Consider the following 12,206-nt stretch of genomic DNA (forward strand, 5'->3'; position numbering starts at 1 on the left):
ATGGCCAGCATCGGAAAGATCGCCCGCCGCACCTTCCTGATCGGCGCCGCCGCGATCGCCGGCGGTGTGGCCGTCGGCTACTATTTCTACCGCCGCCCCTATCCCAACCCGCTCGAGGACGAACTGGCGGAGGGTGAGGCAACCTTCAATCCCTATGTCATCATAGGATCGGACAACACCATCACTGCGATCGTGCCGCGCGCCGAGATGGGCCAGGGCGTGACCACCACGCTGGCCGCGCTGGTCGCCGAAGAGCTCGATGTCGGGCTGGACAAGGTCAGGGTCGAGCACGGGCCTGCCTGCTACGCCTATTACAATTCAGAGATGCTGGCCGAGGGCGGCCCGTTTCCCTTCTTCGAGGAGGGATTCGTTTCGGAGATGATGCGTGGCGGCATGGGCGCGCTCGGCAAGTTCCTCGGCTTCCAGGGCACAGGCGGCTCATCCTCCGTTCGCGACGGTTTTGAGAAGATGCGCACCTCCGGCGCCGCCGCGCGCCAGATGCTGGTCGCCGCAGCGGCCGAGCGGCTGAACGTGAGCGACCGGGAACTGGTGACGCGCGACGCCACGATCCTGCACGAGGCATCAGGGCGGTCGGTGACCTATGGCGAAGTCGCCGCCGACGCCGCGCGCCTCGACCCTCCGTCGGACGTCAGGCTGAAGCCGGCATCGGACTGGACCCTGCTCGGCAAGCCGCAAAGGCGAACCGACATGGAGGCCAAGGCGACCGGGGCGCCGATCTTCGGCGTCGATGTCAGCCTGCCGGACATGCTTTACGGCACCGTGAAAATGAGCCCGCGCTTCTGGGCCAAACCGGTGCGCGCAGATCTCTCGAAGGCCGAGCAGATGCCCGGCGTGGTGAAGATCGTGCCGATCGACACCACCTACGGCCACGGCTTCGGCATCATCGCCGAGAATAGCTGGGCTGCCTTCCAGGCCGCCGACGCCATCGAGGTCGAATGGGGCGGCGCCGACTATCCTTCCGATAGCGACGGCATGTCGAAATTGCTATGGGACGCGATCGCGGCCGGCGGCGGCGACGCGTTGCGCGATGACGGCGACGTCGACACCGCTTTTGCCGACGCACCGGCCGGGCGCCTCGTCGAAGCGGATTACGAAGTGCCGTTCCTCGCCCATGCCTGCATGGAGCCCATGAACGCCACGGCCCGGCTCAGGGACGGCGTGCTTGACGTCTGGTCGCCGAACCAGATGCCGACCTTCACGCGCCAGCTCTGCGCCGGGCTGGCCGGCGTCGACACCGACAACTGCAACGTCCATACGACCTTCATGGGTGGCGGCTTCGGCCGGCGCGGCGAGATGGACTATTCCATGTTCGCGGCGCTTCTGGCGAAGGAAACCGGCGGACGCCCGGTCAAGGTGACCTGGACCCGCGAGGAGGATACCCGCCACGACGTTTACAGGCCGGCGGCCGCCGGGCGCTTCCGAGCCCGCATCGGCGAGGACGGCATGCCAGCAGCCGTCGACATGAAGATCGCCTCGGCCTCGACGATCGCCAGCACGCTGCGGCGTACCTTCCCGTCGATTTCCCCGCTCGGGCCCGACAAGACCGTTATCGAGGGCGCGTTCGACCAGCCCTACACCATCCCCGACTACCGCGTCGCGGCGATCAAGGCCGATACCGGCGTGCCGGTCGGGTTCTGGCGCTCGGTCGGCAATTCCTTCAACGGCTTCTTCCACGAAAGCTTCATGGACGAACTGGCGGTCGCCGGCGGCGTCGACCCGGTCGCCATGCGGGTGAAGCTGATGGCCGCCCATCCGGCCGCCGTGAAGGTGGTCGAAAGGGTGGCCGAAATGTCCGGCTGGGGCGAACAGCTGCCTGATGGCAAGGCAAAGGGCTTCGCTTTCACCCTCTCCTTCGGCAGTTGGGTCGCCGAGGTCGTTCAGGTGGCGCAGACGGACGCCGGCATCAGAATCGAGAAGGTGTGGATCGCCGCCGACCTCGGCCAGGTACTCGATCCCGGCATCGTGGAAGCGCAGCTCACCTCCGGCGCCATCTATGGTCTTTCTTCGGCAATGGGCCAGGAGATCACCATCGCCGATGGCATGGTCGAACAGTCGAATTTCCACGACTTCGACGCCATGCGGATCAACCAATGCCCGGCGTTCGAGGTCGCGATCCTCGAAAACTATCACAAGATGGGCGGCGCCGGCGAAATCGGCACCCCGCCCGCCGTACCGGCGCTGGCCAACGCTGTTTTTGCGCTCACCGGCAAGCGCGTGCGCCGGTTGCCACTGTCGCGCGAGGTCGACTTCGCATGAGGGTAAATGCGAGATTGCTGACAGTTGCTGTCAGCCTCATGCTGACGGTGGGACCGGCGCTTGCGCAGGAGGCGGCACCGGAGCAACCGCCCGCCGTCGACCGCGAGGCCGGATTGCCCGAATGGGAAAAGGTTTTCGCGGTCTTTTCCCATCCGCGCTGCGCCAACTGCCACGTCGCTGACGAGCATCCGCGCTGGTCGGGCCCCCATTACGGCGAAACCCGGATTCATGCCTTCAACGTCACGCGCGGCACTGACGGCTCGGGCTTCGGCAACCCGGGCCTGCGCTGCACGACCTGCCATTTCGAAAGCAATTCCAGCAAGTTGCATGGCCCTCCCGGTGCACCGCTATGGCACCTGGCTCCGGCCGAGATGGTCTGGTGGCAGAAGAGTTCGGCCGAGATCTGCGCCCAGATCAAGGACCCGGAACGCAATGGCGACCGAACGCTGGAGGAGGTCGCCGAACATGTCCGCGACGATCCCCTCGTCGGATGGGGATGGACGCCGGGACCGGGCCGCGAGCCTGCGCCTGGCTCCGCGGAGGAGACCTTCGCGGCGCTGGAACGCTGGCGTGCCGCCGGCGCTCCCTGTCCCGAAGGCTGACGCTGGCATCAACGCCTTTCGCGGTCTGGCATCAACAAAAGTGTCTTTTGCCGCGGGAACATTTGGAGTACACAACCGCCGCCGGGGGAGATCTGACGATGCCCGTTGATTGAACTCAACGGCAAAAAGGACCACATGTGCCCCGCGCCAGGCCACGGCGCGCCGATGGCGAACAACTGCGCGGAACTCCTCGATGGCGAAATTCAGGTTTCACAAGCTTGTCGCGGTGATGGTGCTTGCCGCAACGGCAGCGTGGATCGTCACCGGCGAGTTTTCCTCCGTCGGCAGCGCCGTCGCGCCCGAAACTGCCTCCGAGCCCGACTCCGAAACCGTGGCGGTCGAGACGCCGCCGCGTACCGTCGCTGTTGTCAACCCGCCACGCGCCGAGCATGCCCGCGCCATCCGCATGTCGGGCACGACCGAAGCCAATGCGCGCAGCAATCTTGCCGCTCGCATCTCCGGCATCGCCGGCGAACTCCCGGTGAAGCAGGGCAGCCAGGTCAGGAAGGGCGACCTCATCATGCGCCTCGACGCCGAAGGCAAGGCCGCGGCCGTCAACATGGCCGAGGCCATGCTTGCCCAGCGGGAGGCGGAAAGCGCCGCGGCCGAGCGGCTGGCCAAGAGCGGCAACATGGCCAAGCTGCAACTCGACAACGCCCGCACGGCCTTGGCGGCGGCACGCTCGCAGCTGGAAACCGCACGTGCCGAACTCGAATGGACTGAGGTGCGCGCACCGTTCGACGGTCTTGTAGACCGGGTTCCCGTGGAGCAGGGCAGTTCCGTCATGCAGGGCGCGCAGGTCGCGACCATTCTCAGCCTCGACCCCATCCTCGCCGTTGGCGAGGTCAGCGAGCATGATCTTGCAGAACTGGAGATCGGCAACAAGGCCGAGATCAGGCTCGTCAACGGCACACGCGTCGACGGCACGCTTCGCTATGTCAGCCGCGACGCCTCTCCGCAAACGCGCACCTTCCGCGTCGAGATCGCCATTCCCAACCCCGACCGCCGCATCCCGGCCGGCATGACGGCCGAGATCACCTTGCGCGCCGACAAGGTCGACGCGGTGTTCCTACCGCGCTCGGTCGTGACCCTGTCCGAGAAGGGTGATCTCGGTGTTCGCATCGTCAAGCCGGACGATACGGTCGCCTTCGTGCCGATCGACATCATCGACGACACGCCGCAGGGCCTGGCGCTTGGCGGCGTCCCGCAGGACGCGCGCATCATCGTCGCCGGTCAGGACCTTGTGAAGGAAGGCGACAAGGTCAACGCCGTCGAGGCCGATCAGGACACGATCAACCGTCTGGTCGGGCAGATGGCCGGACCGGTCAATTGATGGTGCTTTGATGGGCATTGTCGACTACGCCATACGCAATGCGCGGCTGACGATCTCTATCCTGCTCTTCTTCCTGATCGCCGGGACGATGGCCTATCAGTCGATCCCGAAGGAAGCCGAGCCGGATATCCAGATCCCGATCATCTATGTGAGCCTGACCTATCAGGGCATCTCGCCCGAGGATTCGGAACGGCTCTTGCTGCGCCCGGTCGAGACTCGGCTGAAATCGATCAGCGGCATCAAGGAGATGCGGTCCTCTGCCTATCAGGGCGGCGGCAATGTCGTGGTCGAGTTTCAGGCCGGCGCCGATCTCGACAAGGCGCTGGAGGACGTGCGCAACAAGGTCTCCGACGCCGAGCAGGACCTGCCGCAGGGGGTCGACGAGCCGAGCGTCAACGAGGTCAACATCTCGGAGTTCCCGGTCCTGGTCGTCACGCTGGCCGGCGACGTGCCGGAACGGGCGCTGACGGCCGCCGCCCGCGAGTTGCGCGACCGGCTCGAAGAGGTCAACGGCGTGCTTGACGCCGCCCTGCGCGGCGCGCGCGAAGACCTGGTCGAGGTGATCATCGATCCGGTCAAGCTCTCCTCCTACGGGCTGCGGCTTGAGGAACTGGTCACCGCCGTCAATGCCAACAACTCGCTTGTCGCCGCCGGTGCCTTGCAGGGCGAGGAAGGCCGCTACGCGGTCAAGGTTCCCTCGCTCATCGAGACCGTCGAGGACGTCGCCAACCTGCCGATCGTCGCCGGCCCCAACGCGGTCGTCAGGGCGCGCGACCTCGCCACCATCCGCTCGACCTTCAAGGATGCCGAGACCATCACCCGGCTCGACGGCAAGCAGGCGATCGCCATCGAGGTTTCCAAGCGCACCGGGGCCAATCTGGTCGAGACGGTCGACCGCGTGAAGGCCGTGGCCAACGAGTTTCAGGCGCTCTTGCCGGAGGGCGCCGAAGTCTCGTTCAGCCAGGACAAGTCGACCGTCATCCGGCAGTTGCTCGGCGACCTCGAAAACAGTGTCCTGACCGCCGTCATCCTTGTTTTCGTGGTCATCCTCTATGCCCTTTCCGGCCGCGCATCGATGCTGATCGGCCTTGCCATTCCGGCCTCGTTCCTGATGGGCATCATGTGGCTGGCGCTGGCCGGCTACACGGTCAACATCGTCGTGCTGTTCTCGCTGATCCTGGCCGTCGGCATGCTGGTCGACGACGCCATCATCGTCACCGAGTTCGCCGAACGGCGCATGTCGGAGGGCATGCCGAAAGGCGAAGCGTTCTCGCTCGCCGCCAAGCGCATGGCGGGCCCGGTCGTCGCCGCGACCGCGACGCGCGTCGCCGCCTTCTCGCCGCTGCTGTTCTGGCCCGGCATCGTCGGCGAGTTCATGAAGTTCATGCCGATCACGCTGATCGTGACACTATCGTCCTCGCTGATCTACGCGCTCGTCTTTACGCCAGCGCTTGGTGCGCTGTTTGCCAAGCCGGTGGTCGAGGAAGAGCAGCGCGATGGCTGGTATATGCGCTTTGCCCGCCGTGCCGTACGCCATCCCTTCATTGTCACCGCCGTCACCATCGCCGCCCTCGTGGCAGTACCGATGGCTTATGGCACCTATGGCAAGGGCGTCGAGTTCTTCCCCAATGTCGAGCCGGAATACGGGCTGCTCTACGTGCATGCCCGCGGCAACCTTTCGCTGGAAGAACAGGACGCGCTCGTGACCCAGGCGGAGGATCGCATCCTCGGCTGGCCCGGCATCAAGACCGTCTATACCCGTGTCGGCAGCGTCCGCGGCGGCGGTGCCGAGGTCGACGAGGACGTCGTCGGCGTGATCCAGTACGAATTCGTCGACTGGCGCGAACGCAAGCCGGCGACCCAGATACTCGATGATCTGCGTGTCGCCATGACCGGCATTCCGGGCGCCGATATCGAGGTGTCGGTTCCCGACGCCGGCCCGCCGACCGGCAAGGCGATCCAGATCCAGCTTTCGGCCGACGACCCTGAAGGTCTCGATCAGGTCGCGCAGAATGTCGCCGGCATGCTCGGCACCGTGCCCGATGTGATCGACATCGGCGACGGCCTGCCGCCACCCGGCATCGACTGGGAGATCAAAGTCGACCGCACCAAGGCGGCGCAATACGGCATCGGGCCCGGTTCGGTCGGCACCGTTGTGCAGCTGGTCACCACGGGACTCAAGCTCTCCGACTACCGGCCGGCAGGTTCCGACGACGCCGTCGACATCCGCCTGCGCCTGCCCGAGGACCGGCGCACGCTGGCCAGCCTCGACCAACTGCGGGTCCAGACCGCGCAGGGCGCTGTGCCGATCTCGAACTTCGTCAGCCGCGAACCGGCCCAGCGCACCGGCATCCTGACCCGCATCGACGGTGTGCGCACCATCACTGTCGACGCCGGTATTCGCGAGGGCGTTCAGGCCGACGCCGTGCGCCAGCAGGTCGTGGCCAATCTCGAAGAGATGAATCTGCCCGCCGACGGTATCCGCTGGAAGCTTGCCGGCGAGGACGAGGAACAGAAGGCCGCCGGCGAATTTCTTTCCAAGGCGTTCGGCGCCGCGATCTTCCTTATCTTCGTGGTGCTTCTTGCCTTGCTCAACAAGTTCATGTCGGTCGGACTGGTGCTTTCGGCGGTGGTAATGTCGACCATTGGCGTGCTGCTCGGCCTGCTGATCATGGAGCAGCCCTTCGGCGTCGTCATGACCGGCATCGGCATCATCGCGCTCGCCGGCGTGGTGGTGAACAACAACATCGTTCTCATCGACACCTATGACCGGCTGCGACAGGAAGGCTGGGACAAGATGGACGCGGTGCTGCAGACCTGCCGCGAGCGCGCCCGCCCGGTCGTGCTGACCGCGGTCACCGCGATCCTCGGCGTGTTGCCGATCGCCTTCGGCGTCAATCTCGAGATTCTCAATCACGAGACCACGTATGGCGCACCGTCGACACAATGGTGGATCGCGCTTTCCAGTGCCATCGTGTTCGGTCTCGCCTTCTCGACCGTGCTGACGCTGGTGGTGACGCCGTCGCTGCTGATGATCTTCACGCGCAGCAACAACTCCAGGGTCTACGCTTTCCTCAACCGTATCTTCCGCCGCAGGAAAACGGCGGAAGATACGGACAAGAAGACCGCTACGCCCGACGTTGACACCTCGCAGGGCTACCCCAAGGCGGCGGAGTAGACGTCGTATCCGGGACGTGACGCGCTGAAGATCGGGAACCTCCCGCCCTCCGGCGCATTGATGGCTATCATCCACACTTCCGGAGGCAGCATCATGTCACTCGGCACCATTCTGATCATCATCCTGATCCTGATCCTGCTCGGCGCAATTCCCGCCTGGCCCTATTCGCGCGGCTGGGGCTACGGTCCGTCCGGTATCGTCGGTGTCATCCTTCTGGTGCTGCTGATCCTGGCATTGCTGGGCCGGATCTAGCGCCTCACGCTGCTTTGCGCCGTTGGCTGTCGAGCCCAAGGTCGGCGACCGCCTGCCTGATCGCGTCCGCCGGTTCGGTTTCGGCGAGGCCGCCAACCGTCGCCGCAAGCCTGGTACCGTCGAGCGAATGCGGCGTGCGCCAGAGGTAGGACATGATCGCCACCTCGCGCAGGATCGGCATCACCAGCCCGCCGGCGCGCAGCAGCGTCCAGGGCACGCCGCGACGCGTGAGGCCGCGGCCGATCGCTTTTTCCGTGGCAGCCTTGAATTGGCTGCCGGTCAGCGTGTGGCCGGCGAAGTGGAACCGCTGGAAAGCTCCTAGTTCGTGCCGCTTTTCCGCCAGCGCCACGAAGGCACGGGCGAGATCCGGCAGGTAGGCGAAGGCGTGCGGCACGTCCATGGGCCCAGGCCAGGTGAAGATGTCCTTGCGCAGCTTGGCGAGGATGAAGATGTCGAGCCAGCTTTCCCGCTTGTGGCCGCCATAAAAGTCGCCGGCGCGCAGCACGATGGTCTGCACGCCCTTCTCCTCCGCGCGGCGGCGGAAAAGCTCCTCCATCGCGATGCGGATGCGCGCCTTCGGCGTCGACGCGACCTGCGGCGCGTCCTCGGCGGTGGCCATGCCGATGTCATGGCCGAAATTATAGACATTGCCCGGCAGCAGATGGGTGGCACCGGCGGACTCTACCGCCGCGATGACGTTTTCGGCCATCGGCAGCACCTTTTCTTCCCATTCGGTATAGGTCGGGTTGAGCGTATTGAGCACGACATCGGCGCCCGCGCAGGCGGCGACCAACGACGCGCGGTCGAAGGCGTCGGCCTCCACCCACTCGACGCCCGGCGCGAGTTGCGCCCCCTTGGCGCCGCGCGCTACTCCCTTTGCGCGCCAACCGGCCTCGACGAAGGCTCGCGCCGCGGCATCGCCGATGCGGCCGGCAGCACCGAGAATGACGATGGTTTTCATGTCGGATCTCCTTGTGTTGTCGGCCCTAAGGTGATGTATCTGTTTCTGTATGGAAATCGCTGATTGGTGCACAAAGATCATTCATTCTTGAATAGGTCGACATGACCGAACTGGACTGGAACCTGATCCGATCCTTTGCGACGGTGGCAGAGACCGGCAGCCTGTCAGCAGCAGCACGCACGCTGTCATCCAGCCAGCCGACGCTGGGCCGGCACATTGCCGAACTGGAGCGCCGGCTCGGCGTCACGCTGTTCCGGCGCGGCCGTGGAGGCTACGCACTCACCGACAAGGGTGAAGCGCTGCTCGGGCGAGCGCTAGCCATGCGCGAGCACGCAGCCGGCTTCTCGCGGCTCGCGCTTGGCGCTGTGGAACACGTGTCCGGCACGGTTCGCATTGCTGCCAGCGAGGTGATGTCGGCCTACGCCCTGCCCGCGATCCTGGCCGATCTTGCAGCGGAGGAACCGGGCATCGAGGTCGAGATCGTCGCCTCTAACCAGGTCGAAAACCTGCTGCGGCGTGACGCCGATATCGCGGTTCGCATGGTCGAGCCGACGCAGCTTGACCTGGTCGCGCGCAAGGTCGCAGACATCCCGCTGGTCGCCTGTGCGGCCGTCTCCTATCTCGACCGTCGCGGTCGACTGTCTGGGCAGGAAGATCTTCCCGCCCATGACCTCGTCGGCTTCGACCGCGACGACAGCATCATCGACGGCTTCGCGCAGTTCGGGCTCGACGTCGACCGCCACGCCTTCCGGTTTCGCACCGACAACCAGATCGTCTATTGGCAGGCGATCCTCGCCGGCAACGGCATCGGCTTCTTCCAGGAACCGCTGGTCGCGAACGAACCCCTGGTGGAGGCCCTGCTTCCCGATCTGCGGCTGCCGGCATTGCCGATGTGGCTCGCCATGCACCGCGACGTCAGGACCAGCGCGCGCGTCAGACGCACCGCGGATTTCCTCCATGAACGCCTGACGCGCTACGTCGCCGGCTGAACGGCGGCATCGGTCGCACGGAACTCCGCCGAGCGCGCCAGTCCCGCCATCAACACGACGACGACCAGCAGCACCGAAAGCGTCGCGAACACTGGCGCAAAACCTGTCCGCTCGCCAATGAAGCCGATGACGGATGGCGCCACCAGCAGCCCCGAATAGCCCATCGTCGTGACCAGGCTAAGTCCGGCGCCGGAAGAGATTCCGTCCTGGTTGCCGGCGGCCGAAAAAGCGATCGGCACCATGTTGGCGATGCCGAGCCCGGAGAACGCGAAGGCGACGATCGCCAGCAGCGGGCTGGGCGACAGGGCCGCGGTCAGCATGCCTGCCGCCGCCACCAGCCCGGACACGCGCAAGGTGGTGACCGCACCGAAGCGGTCGCGGACGGCATCGCCGGCAAACCGCATCAGCGCCATGGCTCCGGAGAACCCGGCGAAAGCCCAGCCTGCCATCGCCAGCCCCGCGCCACGTTCCTCGCGCAGATAGAGCGCCGCCCAGTCGAGCACCGCGCCTTCCGGCACCATGGAGAACAGCGCGATGATGCCGACCAGATAGACCAGCGGCTGCCGCGGCAGCGAAAACCGTACGCCGCTGCTGGCCTCGGGTTCGGTTTCACCAGCAAGGAAGCGTATGGCGACGGCGGTGACGATGAAGGCTGCGGCCGTGACAATCACGGCATGGCCGAGATGACCCCAGGCGACGATCGCCAGCCCGCCGAACCCGCCGCCGGCAAAGCCGCCGAGGCTCCAGAAGCCGTGCGAGGACGACATGATGGCGCGGCCCAGGCGCCGCTCCACCGCAACCGCATTCGCGTTCATCGAAACGTCGGTGCCGCCGATCAATGCGCCGAACAGCACCAGCGCGACCGCCGCCGACCACAGCCCCGGCGCTGCCGCCACGATGAGCAATCCGAATGCACAGGCCAGCGCCAGCGCCCGCACCACCGCGCGCGAACCGTGACGAGAGATGAAGTAGCCCGCCGTCGGCATCGCCACCAGCGCCCCGGCGCCAAAGCCCAGGATCAGCAGTCCGAGCGTGAACTCGCCGATCGCGAGACGATCGAGCATGACGGGTATCTGAAGCGCCCACGAGCCGACGAGAAAACCGTTGACGAGGAAGATGGCCGCGACGGCCCAGCGGCCGCGGCGCAACGCCAAGCTCATCTTGTCAGCCATAAGGGACGACTCCGGCAAAACAGCGATCCAGCTTAAATCGATTTAAGTCATCATCAACGCGCTAGCTGCTGAAATCGGTTGGGCCAGTTGCAAGCCGCGGCCTCAACCTTGCCGGTTGCGTGCCGCCAGCGTCCTGAGCCGAAGCGCGTTGAGCCGGATGAAGCCCTCGGCGTCCTTCTGGTCATAGGCGCCGCGGTCGTCCTCGAAGGTCACCAGCGCGTCGGAGTAGAGCGATTTCGGCGAACGGCGGCCGGTGACGATGACATTGCCCTTGTAGAGTTTCAGCCGCACCTCGCCCTCGACGTCCTCCTGGCTCTTGTCGATCAGCGCCTGCAGCATCTCCCGCTCGGGCGAGAACCAGAAACCGTTGTAGATGAGTTCGGCGTAGCGCGGCATCAGCTCGTCCTTGAGATGCGCCGCGGCCCGGTCGAGCGTGATCGATTCCATCGCCCGGTGCGCGGTGATCAGGATCGTCCCGCCCGGCGTCTCGTATACGCCGCGCGATTTCATGCCGACGAAGCGGTTTTCGACCAGGTCGAGACGGCCGATGCCATTGTCATGGCCAAGCTCGTTGAGGGCGGTCAGCATGGCGGCCGGTGACTTCGCCTGACCATTGAGCGAGATCGCGTCGCCCTTCCTGAAGCCGATGGTGATCTCGGTCGGCGAGTCGGGTGCGTCCATCGGCGAGATGGTGCGCTGGTGAACATATTCGGGTGGCTCGACCCATGGATCCTCCAGCACCTTGCCCTCGGAGGAAGAGTGCAGCAGGTTGGCGTCGACCGAGAACGGCGCCTCGCCGCGCTTGTCCTTGGCGATCGGGATCTGGTGCTTCTCGGCAAAATCGATCAAGGCGGTGCGCGATTTGAAATCCCAGTCGCGCCACGGCGCGATCACCTTGATGTCCGGGTTGAGCGCATAGGCGGACAGTTCGAAGCGTACCTGATCGTTGCCCTTGCCGGTCGCGCCATGAGCGATTGCGTCGGCGCCGGTCTCCTCGGCGATCTCCACCAGGCGCTTGGAAATCAACGGCCGCGCGATCGAAGTGCCTAGCAGGTAGGTGCCTTCGTAGAGTGCGTTGGCGCGGAACATCGGGAAGACGAAGTCCCGCACGAACTCCTCGCGCACGTCCTCGATGTAGATCTGCTTGATACCCAGCAGCTCGGCTTTCTTGCGCGCCGGCTCGAGTTCACCGCCCTGCCCTAGGTCGGCAGTAAAGGTCACGACTTCGGCGCCCAACTCCGTTTGCAGCCATTTGAGGATGATCGAGGTGTCAAGCCCGCCCGAATAGGCAAGAACCACCTTCTTGACGTCTTTCCACTTGGTCATGGGATGTCTTTCGTGCTGGCCGGCGCCTGGCAAGCTGCGGCGCCCTTTGAAAATCCGGCTGACCTTTACTGGCGAACACAGCGCCGGGCAAGGCCGCCGCCGGGGCCGTTCCGTCG

The 12,206-nt window shown here is 65.5% G+C and carries 9 protein-coding genes; 6 read left to right on the forward strand and 3 right to left on the reverse strand.

Annotated features, from left to right (window positions below):
* From FQ775_RS17760 to FQ775_RS17780, 5 genes are all read left to right on the forward strand, one after another.
* A complete protein-coding gene (locus tag FQ775_RS17760) occupies window positions 1-2,277 on the forward strand; it encodes a xanthine dehydrogenase family protein molybdopterin-binding subunit (protein ID WP_146298713.1) in 2,277 nt (758 codons plus the stop codon).
* 14 nt (window positions 2,278-2,291) lie between these two features.
* Window positions 2,292-2,879: a hypothetical protein gene (locus FQ775_RS17765; protein WP_246730165.1), complete on the forward strand. Its 588-nt coding sequence runs from the start codon at window positions 2,292-2,294 to the stop codon at window positions 2,877-2,879.
* Window positions 2,880-3,072: 193 nt separating this feature from the next.
* On the forward strand, window positions 3,073-4,212 hold the full coding sequence (locus FQ775_RS17770) for an efflux RND transporter periplasmic adaptor subunit (protein ID WP_146298715.1): 1,140 nt from the start codon (window positions 3,073-3,075) through the stop codon (window positions 4,210-4,212).
* A 10-nt stretch (window positions 4,213-4,222) separates the two neighbouring features.
* Window positions 4,223-7,390 (forward strand): efflux RND transporter permease subunit, encoded by a 3,168-nt coding sequence (locus FQ775_RS17775; RefSeq protein ID WP_146298716.1) that lies wholly within the window; start codon window positions 4,223-4,225, stop codon window positions 7,388-7,390.
* A 93-nt stretch (window positions 7,391-7,483) separates the two neighbouring features.
* A complete protein-coding gene (locus FQ775_RS17780; protein ID WP_146298717.1) occupies window positions 7,484-7,642 on the forward strand; it encodes a DUF3309 family protein in 159 nt (52 codons plus the stop codon).
* Window positions 7,643-7,646: 4 nt separating this feature from the next.
* On the opposite strand, the gene FQ775_RS17785 is transcribed toward FQ775_RS17780, so the two are convergent.
* Entirely contained in the window at window positions 7,647-8,603 is a 957-nt protein-coding gene (locus FQ775_RS17785; protein ID WP_167813038.1) for an NmrA family NAD(P)-binding protein, read from the reverse strand.
* Between the two features lie 101 nt (window positions 8,604-8,704).
* Between FQ775_RS17785 and FQ775_RS17790 the strand changes: the two genes are divergently transcribed.
* Window positions 8,705-9,592, forward strand: coding sequence for a LysR family transcriptional regulator (locus tag FQ775_RS17790; RefSeq protein ID WP_146298719.1), 888 nt, complete (start codon window positions 8,705-8,707; stop codon window positions 9,590-9,592).
* Here the strand turns inward: FQ775_RS17790 and FQ775_RS17795 are convergent.
* Both FQ775_RS17795 and FQ775_RS17800 read right to left on the reverse strand, forming a co-directional pair.
* Window positions 9,577-10,764: an MFS transporter gene (locus tag FQ775_RS17795; protein ID WP_246730166.1), complete on the reverse strand. Its 1,188-nt coding sequence runs from the start codon at window positions 10,762-10,764 to the stop codon at window positions 9,577-9,579. The two genes, FQ775_RS17790 and FQ775_RS17795, sit on opposite strands and share 16 nt — an antisense overlap.
* Window positions 10,765-10,866: 102 nt before the next feature.
* Window positions 10,867-12,090, reverse strand: a complete 1,224-nt coding sequence (locus tag FQ775_RS17800) for an argininosuccinate synthase (RefSeq protein WP_146298720.1) — start codon at window positions 12,088-12,090, stop codon at window positions 10,867-10,869.
* Window positions 12,091-12,206: the final 116 nt, after the last annotated feature.

It is taken from the genome of Nitratireductor mangrovi (assembly GCF_007922615.2).
Lineage (GTDB): Bacteria > Pseudomonadota > Alphaproteobacteria > Rhizobiales > Rhizobiaceae > Mangrovimarina > Mangrovimarina mangrovi.